The 26,245-nt window shown below is 72.2% G+C and carries 26 protein-coding genes; 14 read left to right on the top strand and 12 right to left on the bottom strand.

The genetic code is table 11. From position 1 onward, the window contains the following. Window positions 1–79 precede the first annotated feature (79 nt). The 4 genes from HZZ00_RS06140 (at window position 80) to fabF (ending at window position 3,743) form a co-directional block, all read left to right on the top strand. The gene (locus HZZ00_RS06140) at window positions 80–1,006 is read left to right on the top strand and encodes an ACP S-malonyltransferase (protein ID WP_070027632.1); all 927 of its coding nucleotides are present in this window, start codon (window positions 80–82) and stop codon (window positions 1,004–1,006) included. Between the two features lie 17 nt (window positions 1,007–1,023). After that, window positions 1,024–2,055, top strand: coding sequence for a ketoacyl-ACP synthase III (locus HZZ00_RS06135; RefSeq protein ID WP_070027633.1), 1,032 nt, complete (start codon window positions 1,024–1,026; stop codon window positions 2,053–2,055). Window positions 2,056–2,136: 81 nt separating this feature from the next. Then, window positions 2,137–2,385 (top strand): acyl carrier protein, encoded by a 249-nt coding sequence (locus tag HZZ00_RS06130; RefSeq protein WP_180331255.1) that lies wholly within the window; start codon window positions 2,137–2,139, stop codon window positions 2,383–2,385. Window positions 2,386–2,480: 95 nt separating this feature from the next. Continuing rightward, window positions 2,481–3,743: a beta-ketoacyl-ACP synthase II gene (fabF, locus tag HZZ00_RS06125; protein ID WP_180331254.1), complete on the top strand. Its 1,263-nt coding sequence runs from the start codon at window positions 2,481–2,483 to the stop codon at window positions 3,741–3,743. A gap of 81 nt (window positions 3,744–3,824) precedes the next feature. On the opposite strand, the gene HZZ00_RS06120 is transcribed toward fabF, so the two are convergent. Beyond that, complete coding sequence (locus tag HZZ00_RS06120; protein WP_070027636.1) at window positions 3,825–4,319, bottom strand: DUF3145 domain-containing protein; 495 nt, start codon at window positions 4,317–4,319, stop codon at window positions 3,825–3,827. Between the two features lie 256 nt (window positions 4,320–4,575). Between HZZ00_RS06120 and HZZ00_RS06115 the strand changes: the two genes are divergently transcribed. Next, window positions 4,576–5,454, top strand: coding sequence for an SGNH/GDSL hydrolase family protein (locus tag HZZ00_RS06115; RefSeq protein ID WP_180331253.1), 879 nt, complete (start codon window positions 4,576–4,578; stop codon window positions 5,452–5,454). Window positions 5,455–5,480: 26 nt separating this feature from the next. Beyond that, on the top strand, window positions 5,481–6,458 hold the full coding sequence (locus HZZ00_RS06110) for an aldose epimerase family protein (protein ID WP_180331252.1): 978 nt from the start codon (window positions 5,481–5,483) through the stop codon (window positions 6,456–6,458). A gap of 94 nt (window positions 6,459–6,552) precedes the next feature. On the opposite strand, the gene HZZ00_RS06105 is transcribed toward HZZ00_RS06110, so the two are convergent. From HZZ00_RS06105 to HZZ00_RS06095, 3 genes are all read right to left on the bottom strand, one after another. Next, complete coding sequence (locus HZZ00_RS06105) at window positions 6,553–7,680, bottom strand: hypothetical protein (protein ID WP_257585679.1); 1,128 nt, start codon at window positions 7,678–7,680, stop codon at window positions 6,553–6,555. A 168-nt stretch (window positions 7,681–7,848) separates the two neighbouring features. Next, window positions 7,849–8,568 carry a cysteine hydrolase family protein gene (locus HZZ00_RS06100; RefSeq protein WP_180331251.1) on the bottom strand — a complete coding sequence of 240 codons (720 nt, stop codon included), beginning with the start codon at window positions 8,566–8,568 and terminating at the stop codon, window positions 7,849–7,851. Further along, window positions 8,565–9,158: a cysteine hydrolase family protein gene (locus HZZ00_RS06095; protein ID WP_180331250.1), complete on the bottom strand. Its 594-nt coding sequence runs from the start codon at window positions 9,156–9,158 to the stop codon at window positions 8,565–8,567. The genes HZZ00_RS06100 and HZZ00_RS06095 overlap by 4 nt, the downstream gene beginning before the upstream one ends. Before the next feature lie 160 nt (window positions 9,159–9,318). On the opposite strand from HZZ00_RS06095, the gene HZZ00_RS06090 reads away from it, so the two are divergent. Then, window positions 9,319–10,311 (top strand): GlxA family transcriptional regulator, encoded by a 993-nt coding sequence (locus HZZ00_RS06090; protein ID WP_180331249.1) that lies wholly within the window; start codon window positions 9,319–9,321, stop codon window positions 10,309–10,311. Window positions 10,312–10,324: 13 nt separating this feature from the next. Here the strand turns inward: HZZ00_RS06090 and HZZ00_RS06085 are convergent, their stop codons facing one another. Both HZZ00_RS06085 and HZZ00_RS06080 read right to left on the bottom strand, forming a co-directional pair. Then, window positions 10,325–11,110 (bottom strand): EI24 domain-containing protein, encoded by a 786-nt coding sequence (locus tag HZZ00_RS06085; protein WP_180331248.1) that lies wholly within the window; start codon window positions 11,108–11,110, stop codon window positions 10,325–10,327. Window positions 11,111–11,145: 35 nt separating this feature from the next. After that, window positions 11,146–11,580 carry a MarR family winged helix-turn-helix transcriptional regulator gene (locus tag HZZ00_RS06080; protein WP_180331247.1) on the bottom strand — a complete coding sequence of 145 codons (435 nt, stop codon included), beginning with the start codon at window positions 11,578–11,580 and terminating at the stop codon, window positions 11,146–11,148. An 88-nt stretch (window positions 11,581–11,668) separates the two neighbouring features. Here HZZ00_RS06080 and HZZ00_RS06075 point away from each other — a divergent pair, with 88 nt between their 5' ends. After that, window positions 11,669–12,679, top strand: a complete 1,011-nt coding sequence (locus HZZ00_RS06075) for an NADP-dependent oxidoreductase (RefSeq protein ID WP_180331246.1) — start codon at window positions 11,669–11,671, stop codon at window positions 12,677–12,679. Window positions 12,680–12,774: 95 nt separating this feature from the next. Continuing rightward, window positions 12,775–13,194 carry an organic hydroperoxide resistance protein gene (locus HZZ00_RS06070; protein ID WP_180331245.1) on the top strand — a complete coding sequence of 140 codons (420 nt, stop codon included), beginning with the start codon at window positions 12,775–12,777 and terminating at the stop codon, window positions 13,192–13,194. Window positions 13,195–13,202: 8 nt separating this feature from the next. On the opposite strand, the gene HZZ00_RS06065 is transcribed toward HZZ00_RS06070, so the two are convergent. Next, entirely contained in the window at window positions 13,203–14,363 is a 1,161-nt protein-coding gene (locus tag HZZ00_RS06065) for a serine hydrolase domain-containing protein (RefSeq protein WP_180331244.1), read from the bottom strand. A 129-nt stretch (window positions 14,364–14,492) separates the two neighbouring features. Further along, window positions 14,493–15,206: a hypothetical protein gene (locus HZZ00_RS06060; RefSeq protein WP_180331243.1), complete on the bottom strand. Its 714-nt coding sequence runs from the start codon at window positions 15,204–15,206 to the stop codon at window positions 14,493–14,495. Between the two features lie 220 nt (window positions 15,207–15,426). Between HZZ00_RS06060 and HZZ00_RS06055 the strand changes: the two genes are divergently transcribed. Beyond that, window positions 15,427–15,843 (top strand): hypothetical protein, encoded by a 417-nt coding sequence (locus HZZ00_RS06055; protein ID WP_180331242.1) that lies wholly within the window; start codon window positions 15,427–15,429, stop codon window positions 15,841–15,843. Here HZZ00_RS06055 and HZZ00_RS06050 read toward each other — a convergent pair. Continuing rightward, window positions 15,837–16,808 carry a helix-turn-helix domain-containing protein gene (locus tag HZZ00_RS06050; RefSeq protein ID WP_180331241.1) on the bottom strand — a complete coding sequence of 324 codons (972 nt, stop codon included), beginning with the start codon at window positions 16,806–16,808 and terminating at the stop codon, window positions 15,837–15,839. The genes HZZ00_RS06055 and HZZ00_RS06050 overlap by 7 nt on opposite strands. 138 nt (window positions 16,809–16,946) lie before the next feature. Beyond that, window positions 16,947–18,116, bottom strand: coding sequence for a Dyp-type peroxidase (locus HZZ00_RS06045; protein WP_180331240.1), 1,170 nt, complete (start codon window positions 18,114–18,116; stop codon window positions 16,947–16,949). Window positions 18,117–18,204: 88 nt separating this feature from the next. On the opposite strand from HZZ00_RS06045, the gene HZZ00_RS06040 reads away from it, so the two are divergent. Further along, complete coding sequence (locus HZZ00_RS06040; RefSeq protein ID WP_180331239.1) at window positions 18,205–19,548, top strand: nitrous oxide reductase family maturation protein NosD; 1,344 nt, start codon at window positions 18,205–18,207, stop codon at window positions 19,546–19,548. A 24-nt stretch (window positions 19,549–19,572) separates the two neighbouring features. Here the strand turns inward: HZZ00_RS06040 and HZZ00_RS06035 are convergent, their stop codons facing one another. Next, on the bottom strand, window positions 19,573–20,355 hold the full coding sequence (locus HZZ00_RS06035) for a hypothetical protein (protein ID WP_257585923.1): 783 nt from the start codon (window positions 20,353–20,355) through the stop codon (window positions 19,573–19,575). Between the two features lie 224 nt (window positions 20,356–20,579). Between HZZ00_RS06035 and HZZ00_RS06030 the strand changes: the two genes are divergently transcribed. Further along, window positions 20,580–23,036 carry an SdrD B-like domain-containing protein gene (locus HZZ00_RS06030; protein WP_257585678.1) on the top strand — a complete coding sequence of 819 codons (2,457 nt, stop codon included), beginning with the start codon at window positions 20,580–20,582 and terminating at the stop codon, window positions 23,034–23,036. A 92-nt stretch (window positions 23,037–23,128) separates the two neighbouring features. Here HZZ00_RS06030 and HZZ00_RS06025 read toward each other — a convergent pair whose 3' ends face one another. Further along, window positions 23,129–24,421 carry a helix-turn-helix domain-containing protein gene (locus tag HZZ00_RS06025; RefSeq protein ID WP_180331236.1) on the bottom strand — a complete coding sequence of 431 codons (1,293 nt, stop codon included), beginning with the start codon at window positions 24,419–24,421 and terminating at the stop codon, window positions 23,129–23,131. Window positions 24,422–24,838: 417 nt separating this feature from the next. Here HZZ00_RS06025 and HZZ00_RS06020 point away from each other — a divergent pair, with 417 nt between their 5' ends. After that, complete coding sequence (locus HZZ00_RS06020; protein ID WP_180331235.1) at window positions 24,839–25,003, top strand: hypothetical protein; 165 nt, start codon at window positions 24,839–24,841, stop codon at window positions 25,001–25,003. 33 nt (window positions 25,004–25,036) lie between these two features. Continuing rightward, the gene (hemA, locus tag HZZ00_RS06015; protein ID WP_180331234.1) at window positions 25,037–26,239 is read left to right on the top strand and encodes a 5-aminolevulinate synthase; all 1,203 of its coding nucleotides are present in this window, start codon (window positions 25,037–25,039) and stop codon (window positions 26,237–26,239) included. Window positions 26,240–26,245: the final 6 nt, after the last annotated feature.

Genomic DNA, 26,245 nt, shown 5'->3' with positions numbered 1-26,245 from the left:
GAGCCCAACAAAAGCCCTTCGTGTTCTTCGTCCCTGTCCCCACGGGCGGCCGCGCCCGTCCCCAAGAGAGAGTGTGAGAGTGCTCGTACTCGTCGCTCCCGGCCAGGGCGCCCAGACGCCCGGCTTCCTGACCCCCTGGCTCGAACTCCCCGGTGCCTCGGACCGTGTCGCCGCCTGGTCGGACGCCATCGGTCTGGACCTGGTGCACTACGGCACCGAGGCCGACGCCGACGCCATCCGGGACACCGCCGTGGCCCAGCCGCTGCTGGTCGCCGCCGGGCTCCTGTCCGGCGCGGCACTCGGTGCCACCTCCGAGTTCACGCCCGGCGCGGTGGCCGGCCACAGCGTCGGTGAGATCACCGCCGCCGCCTTCGCGGGCGTGCTGTCCGACGCCGCCGCCCTGGGCCTGGTCCGCACGCGCGGCCTGGCCATGGCGGACGCCGCCGCGATCACCGAGACCGGCATGTCGGCGCTGCTCGGCGGCGACCCGGAGACCTCGATCGCGCACCTGGAGAAGCTGGGGCTGACCCCGGCGAACATCAACGGCGCGGGTCAGATCGTCGCCGCCGGCACGCTGGAGCAGCTGGCCGCGCTGAACGAGGACAAGCCCGAGGGCGTCCGCAAGGTCGTCCCGCTGAAGGTCGCCGGCGCCTTCCACACCCGGCACATGGCCCCGGCCGTCGAGACGCTGGCCAAGGCCGCCGCGGAGCTGTCGCCCGCCGACCCGCGCGTCGCCTACGTCTCCAACAAGGACGGCAAGGCCGTCGCGACCGGCGCCGAGGTCCTCGACCGCCTGGTCGGCCAGGTCGCCAACCCCGTGCGCTGGGACCTGTGCATGGAGACCTTCAAGGAGCTGGGCGTCACCGCGCTCATCGAGGTGTGCCCCGGCGGCACGCTGACCGGACTGGCCAAGCGGGCGCTGCCCGGCGTCAAGACGCTGGCCCTGAAGACCCCTGACGACCTCGACGCGGCCCGTGCGCTCATCACCGAGCACGTCGACGCCTGACGCCTAAGGAGCCGTAGATGGCGAAGATCAAGCCCAGTAAGGGCGCCCCGTACGCCCGCATCCTCGGCGTCGGGGGGTACCGCCCGACCCGGGTCGTGCCCAACGAGGTGATCCTGGAGAAGATCGACTCGTCCGACGAGTGGATCCGCTCCCGCTCCGGCATCGAGACCCGGCACTGGGCCGGCCCCGAGGAGACGGTCTCCGCGATGTCGGTCGAGGCGGCCGGCAAGGCGATCGCGGACGCCGGCATCGACGCGTCGCAGGTCGGCGCGGTCGTCGTCTCCACCGTGTCGCACTTCAGCCAGACCCCGGCCATCGCCACCGAGATCGCCGACAAGCTCGGCACCGACAAGGCGGCCGCGTTCGACATCTCGGCCGGCTGCGCGGGCTTCGGCTACGGCCTCACCCTGGCCAAGGGCATGGTGGTGGAGGGCTCCGCCGAGTACGTCGTGGTCATCGGCGTGGAGCGGCTGAGCGACCTGACCGACCTGGAGGACCGGGCGACGGCCTTCCTGTTCGGCGACGGCGCGGGCGCGGTCGTCGTGGGCCCCTCCCAGGAGCCGGCCATCGGCCCGACCGTGTGGGGCTCCGAGGGCGACAAGGCCGGCACCATCAAGCAGACCGTCCCGTGGGACCGCTTCCGGATCGGCGACGTGTCCGAGCTTCCCGTGGACAGCGAGGGCAACGTCAAGTTCCCCGCGATCACGCAGGAGGGCCAGGCGGTGTTCCGCTGGGCCGTGTTCGAGATGGCGAAGGTCGCCCAGCAGGCGCTGGACTCGGCCGGGATCACCGCGGACGACCTGGACGTCTTCATCCCGCACCAGGCCAATGTGCGGATCATCGACTCGATGGTGAAGACCCTCAAGCTGCCGGAGCATGTCACGGTCGCCCGCGACATCCGCACCACCGGCAACACCTCGGCCGCCTCGATCCCGCTCGCCATGGAGCGGCTCCTGGCGACCGGGGAGGCGAAGAGCGGCGACACCGCGCTCGTCATCGGATTCGGGGCGGGTCTCGTCTACGCCGCCACGGTCGTTACCCTCCCCTAGGCACTCCGTGCCGGATCATGCGGTTCGGCAAGGGGACAACTGCCACAAACCGTCTGGATTATCGAAGAAGGAGCGCCTGACATGGCCGCCACCCAGGAAGAGATCGTCGAAGGTCTCGCCGAAATCGTGAACGAGATCGCCGGCATCCCGGTTGAGGACGTCCAGCTGGACAAGTCCTTCACCGACGACCTGGACGTCGACTCGCTGTCCATGGTCGAGGTCGTCGTCGCCGCCGAGGAGCGCTTCGACGTGAAGATCCCCGACGAGGACGTCAAGAACCTCAAGACCGTCGGCGACGCGACCGAGTACATCCTCAAGCACCAGCCCTGAGCCACTCGCTGAGGCCGCACGGCCGTCAGGCTGTACAGCCCCGCCACCCGGCGGTGGCGCCGTAGATTCCCGCATCCGTTGGAGAAAGAATTCCCGTGAGCCCGACCAATCGCACCGTGGTCGTCACCGGTATCGGCGCAACCACACCGCTGGGTGGCGACGCATCCTCGTTCTGGGAGGCCCTGGTCGCCGGCACGTCCGGTGTCCGTCTGCTGGAGGAGGACTGGGCGGCGGACCTCCCGGTCCGCATCGCCGCCAGGGCCGCCGTCGAGCCGGGCGAGATCATCCCCCGGCCGCAGGCCCGCAAGCTGGACCGTTCGGCGCAGTTCGCGCTGATCGCCGCCCGTGAGGCCTGGCAGGACGCCGGCTTCACCGCCCGGGCCGGCGAGGACGCGTCCGTGAACCCCGACCGTCTCGGTACGGTGATCGCCTCCGGGATCGGCGGCGTGACCACGCTTCTGGACCAGTACGACGTGCTGCGCGAGAAGGGTGTGCGCCGCGTCTCCCCGCACACCGTGCCGATGCTGATGCCCAACTCCCCCGCGGCCAACGTCGGTATCGAGCTGGGCGCCCGCGCCGGTGTGCACACCCCGGTGTCGGCCTGCGCCTCGGGCGCCGAGGCCATCGGGTACGCGATCGAGATGATCCGCACCGGGCGTGCGGACGTGGTCGTGGCCGGTGGCACCGAGGCCGCGATCCACGCGCTGCCCATCGCCGCGTTCGGCAACATGATGGCGATGTCCAAGAACAACGACGACCCGGCGGGCGCGTCCCGGCCGTTCGACTCCGGTCGCGACGGCTTCGTGCTCGGCGAGGGCGCCGGTGTGATCGTCCTGGAGTCCGAGGAGCACGCGAAGGCCCGCGGCGCCCGGATCTACGTCGAGGCCGTCGGCCAGGGCATCTCCGCCGACAGCCACCACATCACGCAGCCGGAGCCGTCCGGCAACGGCATCGCGCACGCGCTGCAGAACCTGCTGGACAACACGGACCTGAAGCCGGCCGAGATCGTGCACGTGAACGCGCACGCCACGTCCACCCCGCAGGGTGACGTCGCCGAGATCAAGGCGCTGTGGAAGGTGTTCGGCGACGACGTCGACCACATGGCGATCTCCGCGACCAAGTCCATGACCGGTCATCTGCTCGGCGGCGCCGGCGGTATCGAGACCGTGGCGTCGATCCTGGCGCTGGTGAACCGTACGGCGCCGCCCACGATCAATGTCGCGGACCTCGACCCCGAGGTGAACGCGGACATCGTGGTGGGCGAGGCACGCCGGCTGCCCGAGGGCCGGATCGCCGCGCTGAACGACTCGTTCGGGTTCGGCGGGCACAACGTGGCCCTGGCGTTCCGCACCCTCTGAGCCACAGTCTCCGAGACACGGGAAGGGCCCCCACCGGCTGGTGGGGGCCCTTCCCGTTGCCCGTCCGGGTCGTGCGCGGTCTCACACCACCTGGTGCAGCCAGCGCACCGGGGCGCCCTCTCCCGCGTACCGGAAGGGTTCCAGTTCGTCGTCCCAGGGCTTGCCCAGGAGCTTGGCCAGTTCGGCCGCCAGGTCGCTCTCGCCGCGCTGGGCGCGGGTGAGGGCGGCACGCAGCCGGTCCTCGGGGATGAGGATGTCGCCGTGGATGCCGGTGACGGCGTGGAAGATGCCCAGCTCGGGGGTGCAGCTGTAGCGCTCGCCCTCGGCGGTCGGGCAGGGCTCGGCGGTGACCTCGAAGCGCAGCAGGTGCCAGCCGCGCAGCGCGGAGGCGAGCTTGGAGGCGGTGCCGGCCTGGCCCTGCCAGGAGAACTCGGAGCGCCAGGTGCCGGGGGCCGCGGGCTGCCGGATCCAGTCGAGGTTGACGCGCGTGCCGAGCACCCCCGCGACGGCCCACTCGACGTGCGGGCACAGCGCGCGCGGCGCGGAGTGCACGTACAGAACTCCACGTGTCGTCACCGGAACCTCCGGGCAGAGCGGGACATCTTGCTGGCTGGCCGGCGGCCGTGGCGCGACGGCCGCACTGATGGCGAGGCTACCTTGCGGCGGCGCAAGGAGTGTGACGTACCGTCGGTCCCGGCGCCAGGAATCCTCCGCCATTCACCCAGGGGGACGCTTGTACGGGGTCCGTTCGTTCCAGCGGGCCGGGCGCCGGGAACCCTCGCACGTTGTGATGGGGGAAGACACCCGACACCGAGCGAGGAGACTTGCGGGAATGCGGAAGCGAAGCCACCGTGCGCTGGCCGTCGCGGCGGCCGCCGTGCTGGGCCTCGCCGGATGTGACGCCGCCGGGGGTTCGCCCGCGGCCGAGGGCACCAAGGCGCGGGCCATGCGGGCCCCGGTGTGGAACCGCAGCCCGGCCTCGATCGCCGCGGTGGGCGACTCCATCACCCGGGGCTTCGACGCGTGCACGGTGCTGTCGGACTGTCCCGAGGTGTCCTGGGCGACGGGCAGCGACGCCAGGGTGGACTCGCTGGCGGTACGGCTGCTCGGTGCGACCGGGGCGGCGACGCACAGCTGGAACTACGCGATGACCGGCGCCCGGATGGCGGATCTGACGCGGCAGATGCGGGAGGCGGCGGCCCGGGACCCGGAGCTGGTGACGGTGATGGCGGGCGCGAACGACGCCTGCCGTTCCTCCCCCCGGGCGATGACGTCGGTGGCCGGGTTCCGCGCGGACTTCGAGGAGGCGCTGCGGACACTGCGCACGGCCCGTCCGGCGGCCCAGGTGTACGTGGCGAGCGTGCCGAACCTGAAGCGGCTGTGGGAGCAGGGCCGGGACGATCCGCTGGGCAAGGAGGTCTGGAAGCTCGGCATCTGCCCCTCGATGCTGGGCGACGCGGACGACCTGGGCGAGTCGGCGGCGCGCCGGCGGGACCGGGTGCAGGAGCGGGTGGTGGCGTACAACAAGGTGCTCAAGGAGGTCTGCGCCCGGGACCGGCGCTGCCGCTTCGACGGGAACGCGGTGTACGACTACCGGTTCGGCACCGACCAGCTGAGCCACTGGGACTGGTTCCACCCCAGCAGGGACGGCCAGGCGCGGCTCGCGGCGATCGCCTACCGGACCGTCACCGCACCGGATCCGGCGTCCTAGATCAACGGTGACCTAGGGTTTTCACCATGAGTGAACTCTTCGGCAGACTTCCCGACGGCACCGAGGTCCATCGCTGGACGCTGGAGCGGGGCGGGACACGGGTGGAGGTCCTGACGTACGGCGGGGTCGTGCGGTCGGTGCGGGTGCCGGACCGGGAGGGCCGGCCGGCGGAGGTGGCGCTGGGATTCGCCGCTCTGGACGGTTACCTCGCGCATCCGGACCCGTACCTGGGCGCGCTGATCGGCCGTTACGCCAACCGGCTGGCGGGCGCGCGGTTCCCGCTGGACGGCCGGGTGTACGCCCTGGAGCCGAACGAGGGGCCGAACCTGCTGCACGGCGGTGCGCGGGGCTTCGACAAGCGGGTGTGGGCGGCGGCGCCGGTGGAGCACGGGGTGCGGCTGAGCCGGGTGAGCCCGCACGGCGAGGAGGGCTTCCCGGGCACCGTGGAGGTCGCGGTGACCTACTCCCTGTCCGCGTCGGGCGCGCTGCGGATCTCGTACGAGGCGACGACGGACGCGCCGACGGTGCTCAGCCTCACCAACCACAGCTACTTCAACCTGGCCGGCGCCGAGTCCGGTTCCGCGGGCGGGCACGAACTGAGGCTCGCCGCCTCCCGGTTCACCCCGGTCGACGAGGGGCTGATCCCGACGGGTGAGCTGCGGGACGTGGCGGACTCGCGCCTCGACTTCCGTACGGCCCGCAAGGTGGGTTCGGGGTACGACCACAACTACGTGCTGGACAAGGGGGTCACGCGGACGGCGCAGGAGGTCGCCGAGCTGCACGACCCGGGCTCCGGCCGCACGCTCACCGTCTCGACGACCGAGCCGGGCCTCCAGCTGTACACGGGTGACCATTTGCCGGCCCCGTTCGTCCCGGGTGCCGGAATCGCCCTGGAGACCCAGCACTTCCCCGACTCCCCGCACCATCCCGACTTCCCCTCGACGGTGGTGCGGCCCGGCGAGGTCTACCGCTCGGAGACGGTGTACGGGTTCTCGGCGCGCTGAACGCGCGTGGGGGCGGGCCGGCCGGCCCGGGAGCCGTCCTTTCGCGGCCCCGGGGTGTCCCCCGGCCGGTGCGGACCGGGGGACGCCGGGTCGGTCAGACGGTGGCGGTCCGCCCGGTGACCGGGCAGGTGCCGGCCGCCGCCGCGCCGAAGGCGGCGGTCTTGGCGGCGGGCGCGGTGCCGTCGAGCTGCTTGAGGATCTCCTTCGAGAGCAGGTCCTCCTTGCCCTTGAGGGCGTCGGCGACGTCGAGGGCGGAGTTGAAGACCATCTCGGCCGCCACGTTGTCCTGGACGATGCGGGCGAGGTTGTCCAGGGCCACGCCGATCGGGTCCGCGGGGGTCTCCGCGGTCGGCAGGTCGATGAGGTGGGTGTCCACCTTCGCCTGGTTCATGGTGCGCCGGATGATGATGGAGGCCTGGTTCAGTTCGGCGGTCGTCCAGATCGACAGCACCATGACGTACAGGTCGCTCCACGCGGCTTCGCCGATCAGCGCCCGCCACCGCTTCATCAGCGCCTCGATGCCGGTGATCTGCGCGGTGGAGGCGAAGGTCATGTTGACCCGGATGGACGGGTACACGGTGGCGGCGAACCGGTTGAAGGCCACCATGTCGAAGGACTTGGCGCCGAGGGCGGTGTCGATGAACCGGATGGCCTCGGTGAGGATGGTGTTGCTGGAGGTCTCCAGGTCGGCGGGGAGGTTCGCCGTGGGCAGCTTGGTGCGGGCCGCGCCCAGCGTGGCCCGGAAGCTGGTCAGCGGGGTGATCCAGCCGGTGTCGCCCGCGGCCTTGAAGGCGACCATGGCCAGGTCGTGCGGGTCGATGCGGTCGGCGTTGGGGATGTTCGGCACCTTGCCGCCGAGGTAGGCGGCGATCACCGAGTAGATGCCGAGGGGCACGTGGGCGATGGACTTGGCCAGTTCGAAGTACTCGGGCACCGGGTCCACCGTCTCCACCTGGACGCCCTTGTCGATCAGGGTGAAGCGCCCGCCGACGGCGTTGTTCTGCACGACGACGACCGGGCTGAGGTGCTTGATCAGTTCTGCCTTCAGGGACGCGTAGTTGGCGCGCATCCCGGAGTTGACGCTGCGTATCGCGTCCCGCGCGGCCTTCTCGTCGGTCGCGGTGGTCGCGGCCGAGGCGTTGGCGGCCGCCTGGGTCTCCATCAGCAGGGTGGCTGCCCCTACGGCGGAAACGGTCCCCAGAAATCCTCTGCGAGTGGTCATGCCCCGTCTTTCCGTGATCAGTGATCGGTCTTCGTGGGGTGGGGGGAAAGGCGTGGGGGGGCGTGGGGGTGTTCGTGGGGGTGGGCCGGCCTGCCGGCGTGTCCGGTCACCGGCGGGCCGGCCGGTCCATGGGTGCCCGGGGGCACCGGCGGCGTGCGCCGCGGCGGATCAGGTCAGGGACTTCTGCGACGGCACCACGACGCCGTAGAGGTCCTGGACCGTGGCGAGGGCGGCCTCGTGCACCTGCCGCGCGGGGATGCCCTCGGGGTCGCCCTTCAGCGGCAGCGGCCGGGTGGCCGAGGCGTCGGCCACGACGGTGGGGTGGTAGCCGGCCAGGAACGCGCCCTGCGTGGTGAACAGGACGCACATGTTGGTCATGAAGCCGGCGACGATGACGTTCTTGCGCCCCGCCTGCTTGACCTTCTGCGCGAGATCGGTGCCGTGGAAGCCGTCCGGAACGCTCTTGCGGACGACCGGCTCGCCCTTCGCGGGCTTGAGGTCCGGGATGATCCCGCCCGCCTTCGACGAGAGGTCGTAGCCCTTGTCGACGATGTGGATGACCGGCGTGCCCGCCGCGCGGGCCCGGTTCAGCAGGGCCTTGGCGTTGGCCACGGCCGGCTTCCAGCCGTCGAGTTCCATGACACCGTCGGTGTAGGTGTTCTGGTAGTCGACCAGGATGAGCGTGGCGTCGGAGAGCGTGGCCGGGGTCTCGTCGAAGCCGTTGAGCTTGCGCAGCGTCGTGGTGTCCTTGGCGACGTTCGTCCGTGCGGCGGCCGCCGCGGCCGGCTTGCCGGGGGAGGAGTCCTGCGAGCCGGAGCCGCACGCGGCGAGCGTGGCGGTGAGGAGGGCGGCGGTGCCGAGCGCGGCGATGCGGCGCGTTGACCTCATCGGCCGAGCTCCTCCTGGGTCGGGACGACGACCCCGTACAGGTCGGCGATGGTGGCGAGGGCGCTGAGGTGCACCCCTTGGGCGTCCAGTTCCCGGCCGTTGACCGGCAGCGCGCGGGTGGCGCAGGCGTCGGCCACCACGGTGGGCCGGTTGCCGCGCAGGAAGGCTCCCTGGGCGGTGAAGGCCACGCACATGTGGGTCATGAAGCCGGCGATGACCAGGTCGCCGCGGCCCGCCTCGTCCACCAGCCGGCCCAGTTCGGTGCCGTGGAAGGCGTTGGGGGCCTGCTTGACGACGACGGGCTCGCCGTCGGCCGCGGCCACGCTCGGGTGGATCTGTCCGATCTCGGCGCGGATGTCGTACGGCGTGCCCTCGCCGCCGTCGTTGACGACGTGGATGACCTTGGCGCCCTCCCGGCGGGCGCGTTCCAGCAGCCGCGCGGCGGCGTCGAGGGCCGGCTGCCAGCCGTCCAGCTCCATCACACCGGTGGTGTAGGTGTTCTGGTAGTCGATCAGGACCAGGGTGGAATCGGCCAGCTTCGCGGGGGTCTCGTCGAAGCCGTTGAGCTGACGCAGCGTCGTTCTGGGCATGGAATACCGCCTGAGAAATCGGGAGTTGGCGAGGCAGCGCGCCGTGCGGCGGCTTGCGCTTATGACGCTATGGCCCGCCCCGTCGCGTCGGCAATGACGTCTAGCATGCAGAAACCGACATCGCGGAGGCCGGTGTCGTCCTGACCGTCCGGAGGGGTTCGTGCGCACCGCCCACCAGCTGATCGTGATCGTCCTGTTCGACCAGGTCGACCTGCTCGACGTCACCGGGCCGCCGGAGGTCTTCCACCTCGCGCGGCGCGAGACCGAGGAGGCCGCCGCGTACGAGGTGGTGCTCGCCGCCGAGACCATGGACCCGGTGGTCACGGCCGCCGGGGTGCGGGTGCTGCCCGACGTCACCTTCGACGGACTGGCGGCGCGCGGCATCGACACGGTGATCGTGCCGGGGGCGGTGGAGGTGGACGGCGACCACCGGGTGCACCCGCTGGTGGACCCGGCGCTGGTGCGGCGGGTGCGGGAACTCGCCGACCGCACCCGCAGGGTGGCCTCCGTCTGCGTCGGCGCCCACATCCTCGCGGCGGCCGGACTGCTCGACGGCAAGCGCGCCACCACGCACTGGTCGACCGCGCGGCAACTGGCCGCGGACCACCCGGCGGTGGCGGTCGACGCCGACCCGATCTTCATCCGGCAGGGGAACGTGTGGACCGGTGCGGGCATCAGCGCCTGTCTCGACCTCTCCCTCGCGCTGATCGCCGACGACCTCGGCGAGGCCGTCGCGCTGCGGGTCGCCCGGCAACTGGTGATGTACCTGAAACGGCCCAGCGGACAGAGCCAGTTCAGCGTCCCCCTGGAGCAGGTCTCCACGACGCGGCGCATCGAGGATCTGCGCCACTACGTGCTGCGCCACATCGCCGAGCCGCTGACCGTCGCCCAGCTCGCCGAACACGCGCACATCAGCGACCGGCAGCTCACCAGGATCTTCAAGAACGAGCTGGGCACGACCCCGCACGCCTACATCGAGTCGGTCCGCGTGGAACACGCGCGCAACCAGCTGGAGTCCACCGACGCCACGCTCGAACGCATCGCGGCCGCCTGCGGGTTCGGCACCCTCGACACCCTGGTCCGGGCCTTCCGGCGCAGGCTGGACACCACACCGACCGAGTACCGGCGGCGGTTCAGGACCACTCCCGACTGAGCCGGGCTGGTCGTCAGGAGGCGGGCTTCTCGGCCGGCGCCGACTCCTCCGCGCGGTCCTCGCCCAGCAGTTCCCGGGCGAGGAGCGTGGCGCCGGCCACCGCGCCCGGCATCAGGAACACCGCCACGAAGGGCACCAGGAAGACCAGCCCCAGCGGCGTCCCGTAGCCCCACACCAGCATCCGGCGCGAGCGCAACAGGGCGAGCCGGGCGCGGAGTTCGACGCCCCGGCGCTGGAGGGCGACCGCGGTCAGCTCCTCGGTGAGGAAGAAGCCGGTGACGAAGAAGCCGAGGACGGGCACGACGGTCTGGCCGACGAACGGCAGCAGCCCCAGGGCGAAGAGCAGGACACCCCAGACCATCGCCCGGACGAGGATCCGGACGCTGTCGCGGGCCGATGTCCACAGCTCGCGCGCGAGCGGGAGGTCCGAGCGGGGGGCCGTGCCGTCGGGCGAGACGTCGGCGTCGACCCGCTCGGAGAGGTTCTCGTAGAACGGCTGGCCTATCAGCAGGGTCACCGCGGTGAAGGTGAGCACGGCGAGCAGCAGGCCCAGGGCGAAGAGCACCGCCGTGAGGAAGCCGCGGAACAGCGACTGCCAGGGGCTCGGCCAGTGGTCCGCGAACGGGGTCGCCCAGCTCACCGCGTCCCCGCCCCACACCGCGAGGGCGATCAGCGCGACCACGTAGAGGACCAGCGCGATCAGGCCCGGCAGCAGCGCGAAGCCGTACTGCCGGCCGTGCCGGACCACCCACCGCTGGCCGTCGAGAAGAAGACGGAAACCCACCCCGAGATCACGCATGGCGAAACCCTACCCACAGCTCGCCGGTGACAGGTTCACCCGTCGAGCATGCGGCGCAGCAGGTCCCGCAGGGTGCGCCGCTCGTCCTCCGACAGCCCGGCCAGCGGCTCGCGCGCGAAGTGCAGGCCCTCGCGCAGGTCCCGGGCCACCCGCAGCCCCTCCTCCGTGGCGGCGGCCACCTTCACCCGGCGGTCGGCGGGGTCGGCGCGGCGCTCGGCCAGTCGGCGGGCCTCCAGTCGGTCCACGATCCCGGTCACGTTCGACGGCTCGCACTTCATCTTCTGCGCGAGCTTGCGCATGGGCGTCGGCCCGAGCGCGAGCAGGCTGAGCAGTTTGGCCTGGGCACCGGTGAGCGCGTGGGCCGAGGCGGCCTCGTCGTAGTCGGCGTGGTAGCGCGCGACGACCTCGGCGATGAGTTCGACGACGTCCGTGGTCAGCTGGTCCGGACGGGTGTGGTGCGGTGTGGCCATGCCCACCAGCGTACCTCTTTACTTGACAACATGAAATATTCAGCTGCACCGTTGTTTCAGGTACTGAAGTAAACGAAAGGCTCCCGTGATGACCGCGACGACCGTCAACCGCGAATGGCACCTGCTCAGCCGGCCCGTCGGCTGGCCGAAGCACGACGACTTCGCGCTGGTCGAGTCCCCGCTCCCGACCCCGCGCGAGGGCCAGGTGCTGGTACGGAACACCTACCTCTCCGTGGACCCGTACATGCGCGGCCGGATGAGCGCCCAGAAGTCGTACGTGGCCCCCTTCGAGCTGGGCAAGGCGATGCAGGGCGGCGCGGTCGGCGAGGTGATCGAGTCCCGCGCCGAGGGCTTCTCCGTCGGCGACCACGTGCTGCACCCCCTCGGCTGGCGCGAGTACGCCGCCATCGGCGCGGAGCACGCCGTCAAGGTCGATCCCGAGGCCGCGCCCCTGTCGTCGTACCTGGGCGTGCTCGGCATGACCGGGCTGACCGCCTACGCGGGCCTGCTGCGCACCGCCGCCTTCAAGGAGGGCGACATCGTCTTCGTCTCCGGCGCGGCGGGCGCCGTGGGCAGCCAGGTCGGGCAGATCGCCAAGCTCAAGGGCGCCGCGCGGGTGATCGGCTCGGCCGGTTCGGACGAGAAGGTGCGCCTGCTGGTGGAGGAGTACGGCTTCGACGCCGCCTTCAACTACAAGAACGGGCCGGTCTCCGAGCAGCTGCGCGAGGCGGCGCCGGACGGCATCGACGTGTACTTCGACAACGTCGGCGGCGACCACCTGGAGGCGGCGATCGGCTCCCTGCGCGAGGGCGGCCGGATCGCGGTCTGCGGCATGATCTCGGTCTACAACAACACCGAGCCCGCGCCCGGCCCGCGCAATCTCGCCCGGCTGATCCAGACGCGCGGCCGGATCGAGGGCTTCCTGGTCAGCGACCACCGCGACCTCCAGCCGGAGTTCGTGCGCGAGGTCGGCCCCTGGGTGGCGTCGGGGCGGCTGAAGTACCGGGAGACCGTGGTCGACGGCATCGAGAACACCCTGGAGGCGTTCCTCGGGCTGCTGCGCGGGGACAACACCGGGAAGATGGTCGTCAAGCTCTGATCTCCCCAGAGCTTCCGTCTTGCGGTAACTTCTTTCCGAAATCCGCCGTCGATCGTGGGCGCGAGTCGGCGGCGGACCGACCAGGAGGACGCCGCATGCCCATCACCCAGTCCGATGTGCTGTACACGGCCGTCGCCACCGCCGAGAACGGCCGGGACGGCCGGGTCGCCACCGACGACGGCAGGCTCGACGTCGTCGTCAACCCGCCCGCGGAGATGGGCGGCAGCGGCGCCGGGACCAATCCGGAGCAGCTGTTCGCCGCCGGGTACAGCGCCTGCTTCCAGGGCGCGCTGGCCGTCGTCGCCCGGCAGGAGGGCGCCGACGTCTCCGGTTCGACCGTGACCGCGAAGGTCGGGATCGGCAGGAACGAGGAGGGCTTCGGGATCATCGTGGAGATCTCCGCACACATCCCGAACACCGACGCGGCCACCGCCCGGGCCCTGGTGGAGAAGGCCCACCAGGTGTGCCCGTACTCGAAGGCCACGCGCGGGAACATCAGCGTCACGCTGGCCTGAACCGCGGGTCAGCCCACGGCCAGCGCCGCCCTGTGCACCGCCCGCGCCAGCCGGGCGTTCTCCGGGGCGGCCCCGTAGGGGAAGAGAAAGCGGCGGCGGGTGTAGCCGTAGGCGAGGCCGCTGCGGGGGTCGGCGAAGCCCTGGGCGCCGCACGCGCCGCTGTGCCCGAGCGCGCCCGCGCCCAGGAACGGGTACCAGAGGTCGGCGGTGGCCTGGAAGCCGAGCCCGAAGGTCTTGTGGGTGCGGGTCACCAGGTCGTAGCCGACCGAGTGGATGCGGCCGAACTCCGCGACCGTGTCCGGCTTCAGCAGCGGCGCCTTGCCGTCCACCTCGCCGATCATCGCCGCGTACATCCGCGCCAGTCCCCGCGCCGAGCCGACCGCGCCCACCGAGGCGGGGCCCTTGGCGCGGATCAGCGGGTCGTCGTGCAGCCGCTCCAGTTCGGTCGGTTCGGCCGCGTGCCGGTTGAAGGCGATCGCCGAGAGGGTGTGCGGACCGGCGCGCAGCGCGTCGACGGACGCCTGCTGCTCGGGGGTGGGCAGCGGCGGCTGGACCGGGCGGAAGCGGGACTCCTCCACGGCGGGCAGGCCCAGGTAGAGGTCGAGGGCGTACGGGGCGCGGATCCGGTCCTCGTAGAGATCCTGGACGGTGCGTCCGGTGGCCCGGCGCACCACTTCCCCCGTCAACGCGCAGATGACCAGGGCGTGATAGCCGAAGGCGGCCCCCGGACGCCAGAACGGCCGCTGGTCGGCAAGGTGTTCGGCGATCGCACGGTCGTCGGCCAGCTCCGCGCGGGTGAAGCCGGCGTCGGTGCCGACCAGTCCGGCCCGGTGCGCCAGCAGGTCCCGCAACGTCAGCTCGCACTTGCCCTCGGCCCCGAACTCGGGCCAGTAGTAGGTCACTTTGCGGTCCAGCTCCAACGTGCCGTCCTGCGCCAGCAGCGCCGCGACGAGGTGCGCGGCACCCTTGCCCGCGGAGAACACGCCGTACAGCGCGTCGCCCGCCGCGCCATCACCCGCCCACAGGTCAACGACCCGCCGCCCGTGCACGTAGGCACACAACTGTCCCTCGTAGTCCTCGCGTTCGCCCGCGACTAAGGCGGCGAACTCCTCGCGCACCGCCTCGTAGCCCTCGGCGACCGTGCCGCGCACGGTGATGTCCCGCGTCATCCGCTCTCCTCCACTCGACCTCTGCTCGACCGGTGTTCCTGCCCGGCTCAACCGCCCAGAAGGCCCGACGGTGTCACCGATGCCCCGGATGGCCGATGGCACGGAAGAGGCGCGTGGCAGCGGACCGGCTCAGCCGCACCACCACAGGAAGCGTGCGCAGGTGCGGGTGGGCGAGGGCGCGGGGGGCGGCGGCGCGGAGGCCGGAGGGCTGGTGGCGGGGGCCGTGGCCGGCGGGGTGGCGGGGCTCGTGGGGGCCGGTGCGCCGCCGCTGCCGTCGGCCGGGGGCGACGGCGGCTCGTCCGTGGCGGTGGCGGAGGTGCCGGCCGAGGGGGACGCGGAACCGGAGGCGGACGCGGACGCCCGTGCCGCCGGGGATCCGGAGGCGGCAGGAGCGGCACCGCCCGGGGACGGCACGGCCGCACGGCCGCCCGGGGACGCGGCGCCACCCGCGCCGCCCGCGCCGCCCGCGCCGCCCGCGCCGCCGCCCGCCGAGGCGTCCGCGGCGGACGTGCCCGCACCGCCCCCGGCGAACGGCGCGAGGGGTGCGTCCGGGCCGAGTTCGGCCGCTCCGAGTCCGCCCGCCGCCAGCAGGAGGCCCGCGGCGATCAGGAGGGTACGGCGACGGCGGCGACGGTGGGCGGCGGCGGCCCTGCGGCCACGCCGTTGCGAGCGGGACCGTACGGGCTCCCCCGGCGGCTCCGTCTCCGCCGGCTTCTCCCGGTCCGGGTCCTCCCGGTCCCGTTCCTCCCGCGCCGGGACCGCGGGCCGGTCGGCCGGTGTGCCGCACCCGGGGCAGACCAGGGCGCCGTTGAGGTGCCGTCGGCACGGGAGGCAGTAGTCCATGACGCGCGGAAGACTAAGGTCCACCCGTGTCACGTGCCTAGGCACGACCGTGAAGGTTCGGTGCGGAATCAAGAGAGAGGGACGACGGTCCCGGCCCGCACCGCCCTCCCCCACGGCAGGCACGCAGCGCCAAGCCGTCGGCGCGCGGTGCTAATGCGCCGCGGGGTGCCGGCCGTCAGCATTTCCCCTGACCGAACCGCCCAGTCAAGGGGGAAGCTCCATGCGCACCCGTACCCGTATCGCACCCGCCGCCCTCGCCGCCGTCCTGGTGGCGGGCGGCACCATGCTCGCGGCCGGACCGGCCGGCGCCGCGCCGAAGGCGGGCCCGGCGGTCAAGGCGTCCTGTTACGACACCGCCAGGTACTACACCAGCACGGCGGGCGGCGGCAGCAGCAACGCGCACTGGCCCGCCACCGGCTCGTGGGCCTACACGACCACCAGCTGCAACGACATCAACGTGAAGTCCGACGTCAGCCTCAGCGTCAAGGTCTGCTTCAAGAAGACCGGCGCGTGCAACGGCTGGACGTCGGCCAAGGCGGGCGTCTGGACGGTCGTCGCCAAGGGCGTCCTGCACGGCTCGGGCTTCTACCTCCAGTTCAACCGCACGTCCTCGTCCAAGGGCTGGATCGCCTACTGAGCCGACGCGCGGTACTCGCTCGGCGTCGTGCCGTACGCGGTGCGGAAGGCGCGGGTGAAGTCGGCGGCCCGGGGGAAGCCCCACCGGGCCGCCGTCGCGTGCACGGGCCGGGAGGCCAGCCGCGGGTCGGCGAGATCGCGGCGCGCGGCGGCCAGCCGCTGGTCGCGGATGTACGCGGCGACCGTCGTGCCCGCGGCGTGCTCGCGAAAGAGGCGGTGCAGGGACCGCAGGGAGATGTGGTGGGCGGCGGCGACGGCGGCCGGCGTCAGTCCGGCGTCGCCCAGGTGGCGGCGGATGAAGTGCTGGACCTCCAGCAGCTGGACGCCCCGGCGGGTCTCGGCCGGTGTCCGGTCCACCGCGTCGGCGTGGTGCGCCAGCCACGCGGTGAGCAGGTCCACGAGGACGCCGCCGAGCCGGTGGCCGTCGGCGGGGCGACAGGGCCCGGTGTCGGTGGACAGATGGACGAGGAAACCCGCGAGCAGCCGCCCCACCCCCTCGTGGCCCGGCAGCCGCGCGGCCAGCAGCCGGTTCACCCGGTTCGGCGGCAGCGGCACCAGGGCCCTCGGAACCTGCACCACGACGGAGGCCGCGACGCCGTCACGGACGTCCACCACGGCCTCGAACGGGTGCGAGGTGGAGTACACGACCAGCTCGCCCGCGTCGAGCAAGGCGTGGCACTGGTCCTGGCGGATGCCCTGCGCGCCCCGCAGGACGAGCCCCACCGCGTACATCTCGGGGTCGGACCGCCGGATCAGCCGGGGGGTGCGCCGGGTCCGGTGCGACCCGTAGGTCATGGCCGCCACCTGCGCGCCGCCGAGGTTCGCGGCCCGCAGCGACGCCCGGAACCCGGCCGCCGGGTCCACCCGGAACTCGTTGGGGATCAACGCGCTCGCCGTGATCTCCCGCCATGCCTCCACCCGGTCCCGCACCGGCAGGTTCTCGGTGTCGAAGACGTCTTCGAGCATGGCACCATTCCCCCGTCTACCGATTTATGCGCTCACCTCCACCTTCGGACTGCCAGACCACACCAAACAAGCGCCAAATCGGACAACTCGCTTGCGGGCGCGAGGGTGAACGGCCGGACGGGGGCGGCCGGACGGTGATCAGCCGGAGGGCGATCGGCCGAACAGGCCGGAACCGAGCGGGTGTCCGCGGTCGAAGCCCGGCAGGATCAGGAACGTCGCGCTCGCGGTCGTCGTGGTGAAGGGCAGCAGCGCGTCGGAGACGTCCATGTGGGCGAGGGTGGCGGTGAAGGTCCGCAGGTCGTTCTGGAAGCTGATGAAGAGCAGCCCGGGGGCGGGCTCGTCGATGCTGTAGGAGCGGCGGAGCATGAGGCCGACCCCGACCACGGTGGCGTGCGCCCTGCGCGCGTGGGCGTCCGCGGGCACGAGATAGCGACCGTCGGGTGTCTTGGCGCCGAGTTCCGGACCCGCGGCCGCGGAGCCGCCGGACAGGGGCACTCCGCTGTCCCGGCGCCGTCCGAAGACCGCCTCCTGGCGGACCACCGGCAGGGCGGCGAAGCGCGGCAGGTCCAGCTCCATGCGCCGCACCACGGCGATGGTGCCCCCGGCGACCGCGGGCGGCCCGGCCAGCCACAGGTCGCGCCGCTGTTCGGCGGCGGTGTGCGGACCCACGATGCCGTCGATGAAACCGAGCAGGTTACGGGGTGCGGCCAGGCCCTCGCCGACGGGCACGTCCGCGCCGCGGTGGCCCGACTGCCGCCAGCGTTCGCGGACGCGGTCACCGGCCTGGTGCAGGAGCGCGGCGGCGGCGACCGGTACGACCGGGGCGTCGCTCGCGCAGATCTGGAGCAGCAGGTCCCCGCCGCGCGCGTGGGGGGCGATCCGTTCGCGGGAGAACCGCGGGAGGTCCCTCGCGCCGGGCAGCGCGGCGCCGGCCGCGCGCACCAGCCGCGGGCCCACGCCGACGGTCACGGTGAGGTCGCCCGGCTCAAGGCCGAGCAGGCGCGGGTCCTTGCCGGAGGTCAGCTCGGCGATGGCGGTGCCGAGTTCGGCGAGCAGCGGGCCGGGGGCCACGCCGGCGCCGAGGTCGGCCACCACGGCCAGCAGATGGTGCTGGGCCGGCTGGGGAAGCGTGACGCCCGCCTGATGCCGGCCCCTCGCGGGCACCCGTGCCGCACCGGTCGCCGCCGGGCCCGCCCGGCCCGGACGGGCGGCGTCCGCGGTGCACCCGGCGGCCAGGCCGGTGGCCACCAGCGCGCCGGTGACATCGAGGAACGCGCGGCGTGACGGGTGGTGATCGGCTCGGCGCATGGGGTGCAGAGTGCCATACCCGAATCGCACCTGACGTCCAACTTCCGGTTTTCCGCGCCGAATTCGTCCGGCGTGCCATTCTGGGATCATGCCTCGATTAGCTCTACGCGTGATGGCGGCGGTGCTCGGCACCCTGACGCTGGTGGCCGGCTGCGGCAGCGGCGGGGACGACGGCGCGGCCAAGGGCCGGCGGCCGGACGGCGCGCGGGTGACGATCCACGTGCCCGCCGACGCCCCGACGATCTCGGACGCGGTGGCCCTGGCCCGGCCCGGCGACCTGGTGCTGGTCGCGCCGGGCGAGTACCACGAGTCGGTGCGGATCAGGACGCCGCGCATCACCCTGCGCGGCGAGTCGCGGGAGAGGGTCGTCATCGACGGGCGGTTGCGGCAGCCGAACGGTGTCGTCGTCGCGGCGCCCGGGGTGGCCGTGGAGAACCTGACCGTGCGGAACAACACGCAGAACGGCGTGCTGGTGACCGGTTCAGCGGCGGCCGTCGCCGGGCTGCCGGGGCGCAGCGGCGGCTACGACACCGGCGACGAGCCCGTCTCCTTCCTGAAGTCGTTCCTGGTCTCGTACGTGACCGCGACCCGCAACGGGCTGTACGGCATCTACGCGTTCTCCGCGCAGAACGGGGTCATCGAGCACTCCTACGCCTCGGGCGGGGCCGACTCGGGGATCTACGTCGGGCAGTGCAAGCCGTGCCGGGTCGTGGTGCGGGACAACATCGCCGAGCTCAACGCGGTCGGCTACGAGGGCACCAACGCCGGCGGGGACATGTACGTGGTGGGCAACCGGTTCGTCGGCAACCGCGTCGGCCTGACCACCGACTCCGACCACCAGGAGAAGCTGCTGCCGCAGCGCGGCGCGGTCGTCGCCGGCAACCTGATCGCGGACAACCAGCAGCCGGGGACCCCCGAACAGGCCGACGGGGGCTGGGGCATCGGCGTCGGGGTCGACGGCGGCAGCGGCAACCGGTTCCTGCGCAACCGGATCACCGGGAACGCCAACGCCGGGTTCGTGATCACCGCGACCGCCGATCTGCCCTCCGACGACAACCGGATCACGGACAACACCTTCGCCGCCAACGGCGTCGACGTCGGCTGGACGTTCCCCTCCGCCACCCGCGGCAAGGGCAACTGCCTGAGCGGCAACACGCTGCGCACCACCGTGCCCGCCCGGCTCGCGGCCATCGCGGCGTGTCCGCTGCCCGCGGGCTCGCCCACGCCGTCCGGCACCTGGTCGAAGCCGACGGCGCCCCGGGGCATCCCGTTCACCGACGTGGTCGCGCCCGGCCCGCAGCCGCAGTTCCCGAACGCCACCACCACCGGCGCCACCACGGTCCCGGCCGTCCCGGCGCTGCCGGACACCGCGGACGTCCCGCTGCCGCCGTCGTCGCTGCTCGCGACCGGGGCACGGGTGAAGAGCCCGTGAGCGCCGCGGGCCGGTACGACGCAGCTAGCGCGTGGGGGTGATGCCGGGTGCGGGCCGCACCGGTGTGTACCCGCCGGTGCCGAAGTCGATGACGAGCGGCCGGGATTCGGACGCCACGCCGGCCTGCACCCGGTACATCGTGCCGTCCGAGCCGATCCAGTAGCGCACGGTGTCCGCCGTACCGGCCCTGGCGCGGGCGTCCGGGCCGGTCATCACGTCCACCGGACGGCCGTGCACGGTGTCGTGGCCGAGCCGGGCGGCACCGTTCTGCGGCAGCAGTTCGGCGTTGTCCGGCCGGTCGCTGCCGAGGCCGAGCGTGATGGCCAGCGAACTGTCCAAGGAACTGCCGGACTTCTGGAGCGGGCGGCGGTACCAGCCGGACGCGGGCGGCGACGGCGGCGCCGTGGCGGGGGCGTCGGCCATGGGGTGGACCAGGACGGTGGTGGCCGTCCACTGGATCAGCCCGTCGCCGGACGCGTCGCGCCCGGTGCCGTGCACCACTCCGTACCCGATCCCGGCGCGGTAGTCGACGGACCCGGTGACGACCAGCCCGCCCGCCGCGCTCGGCACGGTGATCGTCACCTCGCGGCCGCCCGCCTGGTAGTTGCGGAACCGCGTGATCGCCAGCCGGTTCGCCTCGTCCGGCGTCAACGCGCGCCTGCCGCTCGCATCGCCGCCGTTCCCGGCGAGGACGAAGGCGGTCGCCGCGGCGGCCGCGAGGGTGAGCCCGGCCACCGCCCAGCGTAACTTCGGCCGACGGCGGCGTCCGTCCGCCGCGCGCCGCGGAAGACCCCGTTTGCTCTTCATGGTCCGCACGCGCCGGGATGCTAACAGGCCCTTGGGCCGCATCCCCGACTTTTCCGTTTCCGTGTAAATGACGGAACGTCAACTTGTATGGTTCACACGGGGATTGCTGTCGAGTTGTGCCGAGTCGGGCGATGACGTAGACGACGCGAAGGAATGCGATGCCATTACGTAGGCTGGTGCGGGTGGGCCTGTCCTGTCTCTTGCTGACAGGCGGTGCCACAGGCATGATCGCGACGGGTGCCGAGCAGGCCGGCGCCTCGACCTCCGACGGCACACTGACCGTCGAGACACTGCGGGACTTCTTCGGCACCGGCGTGATCAACACGACCATGGACGTGCCGCAACGAGGAATGAAGGTCACCGTCACCGACGCCGCGGGACATCACGTCTCGGGCGTCACGGACGCCACCGGAAAGGTCGTGGTCGCCCCGTCGGCCTCGCTGACCGGCGGCCGGTACCGCGTGGACGTCACGGTGCCGGCGCCCTACAGCGGGTACCTGCGGGCGGCGCCGGCCTCGACGGCGGAGAACCACTTCGACAGCTTCACCACGTTCGTGGACGTCTCGGGCGGCAAGAACGCCTCGGTGATCACCGGCGTCTGGGACCCGGCCGACTACGCGCTGCCGGACACCCGGTACTTCGTGCCGGTGCAGAACGCCGCCGGCGGGACCGACACCCGGGCACTGGTGGCCTTCGGGACCAAGACCCGCGGCACCTGCCCCGACCAGACGGCCTGCCCGGACGTGCTCGCCACGCAGGAGCAGGTGGGCACGACCTTCGGGCTCGCCTACGACCGCGACCACCAGCGGCTGTTCCAGTCGGAGTTCGCCCGCCGCTACACCCCGTACGGGCCGGACGGCGGTGACGCGATCTACACCGTGCCGACCACCGGCGGGGGCGCCCCGAAGCTGTTCGCGAAGGTGCCGGGCGCCACGGTCACCGCGCACGACACGGCCCGCATGATCAAGGACGCCGGGTTCACCGACGCACCGGGCAAGGAGTCCATCGGCGGTCTCGCCCTGTCCGAGGACGGCCGGACCCTGTACGCGGTGAACCTGCGCACCCGCTCGCTGGTGAGCTTCGACGCGACCGGGACGACCGCCTCGGCGCCCAGGGCGACGGTGCCGATCCCCGACCCGGGCTGCGCCTCGTCCGCCGACTGGCGGCCGTTCGGCCTGGCCACCCACGACAACACCCTGTACGTCGGCGGCGTGTGCAGCGCGGAGAGCACACAGAAGCGCGAGGACCTGAAGGTCGTCGTCTCCACCTACGACGGCAAGCGGTTCACCCCCGTGCTGACCCAACCGCTGACCTACGAGCGCGGCAACGTCCTCACCGGCGCCTCCGCCGTCCCCCAGTCCCACTTCTGGCACCCGTGGAACTCCCGCCTGGAGGACTGGGACAGCCTCAAGGTGAACGGGACGATGATCGACCCGCAGCCGGAGCTGGCCGGCATGGCCTTCGCCCGCGACGGCTCCCTGATCCTCGGCTTCCGCGACCGGTTCATGGACGTGGTCAGCTGGGGCGGGCTGGACCCGCGGGAGGGGAACGACACCCCCGAGAACGGCATGGCCGGCGGTGACGTCAACATGGCCTGCGCCAAGCCCGAGGGCGGATACGCGTGGGAAGGCACCGGCAACTGCCCGAACCACGCGACCGGCGCCGCCGCCGACGGTGCCGAGTCCGCCGGCGTCGTCGAGTACTTCCCGGGTGACTTCTTCCCGAACCTCGGCGCGCCGGACCAGCCCGGTCCGCACCAGGAGACCTCGCTGGGCTCGGTCGCCTACATCCCGCAGCAGCAGTGGGTCGTCACCACGCAGATGGACCCGACCGCCCATGTCGCCACCGACGGGACCGGTTACTACGACATCACCACCGGCGCCGGGCCGGGCAACGACCCGAACGCCAACGCCTACCAGTTCGTCGGCCTGAACCAGAACGGGTTCGGCAAGGCCGGCGGCCTCGGCGACATCGCGTACGCCGCGGCGAACGCCCCGATCCAGATCGGCAACGTGGTCTGGTACGACGGCGACCACAACGGCATCCAGGACGCCGGGCAGGTGCTGCTGCCGGACGCCACGATCAACCTGCTGGACGCCCACGGCAAGCAGGTCGCCACCACCAGGACCGACGCCGACGGCGAGTACTACTTCGGCGGTGTCGGCGCCGACTACCAGCTGACGCCGGGCGCGAAGTACACCGTGGAGTTCGACGTGTGCACCGCGGACACCACCGATGTGCCGGGACAGCCGCCGGCCACCAAGCTGCGGTTCACCCTGCCGCGGGCCGGCGCCGACCGGGCGCACGACTCCAATGTGACCCCGCCCCGCTCCGGCCGGCTGTGCAAGGGATCGGCGCCGGTCACCGCGCCGGCGAAGCCGGGCGGTGTCGACCACACCATCGACGCCGGCGTCTACATCCCCACGAAGGTGCCGCCGACGCCCTCCGCCTCGCCGTCGTCCAGTCCCCCGGCGTCCGCTCCCCCGGCCTCGGCACCGCCGGCCGCCGGTACGCCCGCCGCTCCTGGGGGCGGGGCGCACCAGGGTGGCGGCAGCGGGCCCCTCGCCAGCACCGGTATGGCGAACGTGGGAAGGCTCGTCTCCCTCGTCGCCCTGCTGCTCGGCGCGGGAACGGCCGCCGTCTACGTGAGCCGTAGGCGTCTGGCCGGACGCCGCCGCTGACGCACACGCTCCACCACAGACGGGCCGGTGCCTCGCACCGGCCCGTCACCGTTTCGTCACGCGAGCCCGGAGCGGCCGGGAACGGCGTGGAGTCAGTTCTTGTCGCTCCGGGACGCGAGGATCTCGGCGAGAGTGCGCCAGATGTCCGCCGCGAGATCGACGTTCAGTGCCTGGCCGGCCTGTTCCGCCAGCTCCCTCAGGCGAGAGGTGCCGCCCTCGAAGTCGCCGTCGAGCACCGCGAGCCGGCATCGTACGACTTCCAGGCGCATGCGGTCGCGGAAGCCCAACCGCAGGTCCTGGCCTTCCAGTTGGCGGCACAGGAACCGGCAGTCGTCCAAGCGTCCTTCACCGAACGCCAGCCGCGCTTCGAGCGAAAGCAGCTCCTGCTCGTGCTGTTCGGTGCCGACCAGGCTGACGGCTCGCCCAGCCTCTCTGAGGCACTCGGCGGCCAAGGCGGTACGCGGCGGTGTGGCCTGGAGGTACAGGGAGCCGGCGGCGAGCCGGAGGCGCAGCCAGAGCAACAGGCTGTCGTGCGCGTCCATGTCGGCCAGGGCGCCCTCGATGAGCTTCAGCGCGGCGTCGTGGTCGCCCTGGCGCACGCTGACCATGGCGCAGGTCCATCTCGCCTCCGCCGGGAGCGTGCCCGTGGTCCGGTCCGCCATCGTCTGCAGGGCGACGGCGTGGGCCGCCGCTTCCGTGATGCGGCCGCTCTCCGCCTCGGCGGAGACCAGCACCATGAGGGCGCTCGCCTGCTCGTGGGCGGGGAGGCCGTGGTCGCAGGCGATCCGGAAGGCTTCGCCCGCGTAGTCCAGGCACGGGTGGAGCTGACCGGTGGAGCGCAGGCACTTCGCGAGCTGTGTGCGGGCGCGTACGCGCAGCTGGGGAGCGGACAGTTCGTCGCTGAGAGACACGAGTTCCCGCAGGTGCGCCAACTGCTCGTCGCGGTCGCCCTCGTCGCCCGCGTAGCGGGCCAGGAGCCACAGAGCCTGCCAGCGCAGTTCCGGGTTGTGCGGCTCATCGGTACCGAGGGCGTCCCGGAGATCCGCGGTCAGCTGCGCGGTGTCCGCGCCCGAGGCGGAGGCGGCGGCGGCGAGCACTTGCGCCAGGCTGCGGGTGTCCGCGGCGGAGGGCGTCTTCTCGAATTCGTCCGGGGACACGCCGAGGCGGCCGGCCAGATACCGCACGGCGCGTTCGGTCGGGGGGCGTTCACCCCTCTCCAGCCGGGACAGGTACCCGGCGGACATGCCGTCCCCGACCAGGTCCTTCTGCGAGAGGCCCCGTTCCGTGCGCAGCTTTCTGAGCTGGTGCCCGAAGCCGGGCTGCTGCCAGGCGCGGACCGTGCGGGCCGCCGCAGGCAGGGGGGCTCCGTCATGACCTTTCAACATCGCGGTACGTCCTCTCCGAAGGCCCGCCCACGCGCGCTGGAGGGCATCCGCGCGTTGTCCCGTGGTGATCGGGATGTCGTTCGCATGGTTCCCCCCGCTTCTTCGCATTGCCCTGGGTCAGTCTACCCAGCCGTTGGCAGCCATTGGACATTTTTTGGCAACACTCCGACGACCAGGTAGTCACGAAGGGGTGGGCGGCCGACCGACACGGAGGCGTCAGCCCCTCTCCTGGCAAGCGTGAATAGCTCGATTCAGGGTTGCCAAGGCTTGGCAAGTTTACCAACCAGGGTTGCCAAGCGTGTGCCTGCGCGTCTAGGTTTACGACCGAAGGCAACGGGCCGGACACACAACGTTGCCGCTCTGCACGCCCGTTCGCCGGAGGCCCCAGGTGCTTCCGGCATCCCGAAGGGATGAAAGATGAGATCCAAGCAGCGTGTGACCCGGGCCCTGATCGCCCTCGGGGTCTTCCTCGTCGTGCAGGCCGGCGGCCGTGCGGCCGAGTTCGCCGTCGGCCCCCACCACAGTGCCGCGACCGGCGCCGTGCAGGCCGGCCCGTCGCCCGACGACATCGACTGGCCGTGACGCTGCCCGACGGACAACGACTGGAGACATGGCATGACCACGGCCTCACTGCTTTCCCGCTCCGCCCTCGACACGCTCCGTCAGGACCTCGACGAGCTGCGTGATTCCGGCCTCTACAGGGAGTTCGTGCCCTGCTCGTACCTCGCCGACAAACCCGGTCACGCGCTTCACCAGGGCCGCGAGATACAGGTGTGGTGCACGAACGACTACCTCGGGATGAGCCAGCACCCGGAGGTCATCCAGGCACAGATCGACTCCACCCGCCGGCACGGCACGGGCAACGGCGGCTCCCGCAACATCGCGGGGACGAGCGAGGCCCACGTCGAACTCGAGGCGTCGCTCGCGGCCTGGCACGGCAAGGAGCGAGCGCTCGTCTTCAACAGCGGCTACATCGCGAACCTCGAAACCCTGAGCACGCTCATCGTCGCCATACCGGACGTGGTCGTCTTCTCGGACGCGCTCAACCACCGCTCCCTGATCGAGGGAATCCGGCGAACGGGCGCGGAGAAGCGCGTCTTCCCGCACAACGACCTCGTCGCGCTCGAAGCGGAGCTGGCCCTGTGCGACGCCGCCCGCCCGAAGCTCATCGTCTTCGAGTCCGTCTACTCCATGGACGGCGACTACGCCCCCGTCCGGGAGATCTGCGACCTCGCCGAGCGCTACAACGCCTTCACCTACCTCGACGAGACGCACGCCATCGGCGTCAACGGCCCCAGCGGAGCCGGCCTGTGCGAAGAGATCGGCGAAGACCGGGCGACCTTCGTCCAGGGGGTCTTCGGCAAGGCGGTCGGCACCACCGGCGGATACGTCGCGGGACCCGACATCGCCCTGGACTATGTACGGTCCCACGCCCCGGGGTTCATCTTCACCACCACCATTCCGCGGTCCAGCCTCGACGCCACTCTCGCCAGCCTCCGCGTCATCCGCGAGGACGAGGGGCTCCGTCGCGACCTGCGGACCAATGCCGCCCGGATGAAGAAGGCCCTGAGCGAAGCCGGCATCGCCTTCATCGACGCCCCCAGCCACCTGGTCCCCGTGCTCGTGCCCGGAGGCACGCGCATCCGCCGTGTCGCCCGCAGGCTTCTGGACGAGTACGGCATCTATGTGCAGCCGGTGAACTTCCCGTCCGTGCCCAAGGGCGGCGAGCGCTTCCGGGTGACCACCGCCCCCTTCCGCACGCAGCAGCAGATCGACGACTTCGTCAGGGCACTGCGGGCGTGCCTCGACCAGGACTGACCGAAG

It is taken from the genome of Streptomyces sp. NEAU-sy36 (genome assembly GCF_013423905.1).
Taxonomy (GTDB): Bacteria; Actinomycetota; Actinomycetes; order Streptomycetales; family Streptomycetaceae; genus Streptomyces; species Streptomyces misionensis.
Note: the sequence above shows the minus strand (reverse complement) of the source record. Positions and strands in the feature narration are given on the sequence as shown.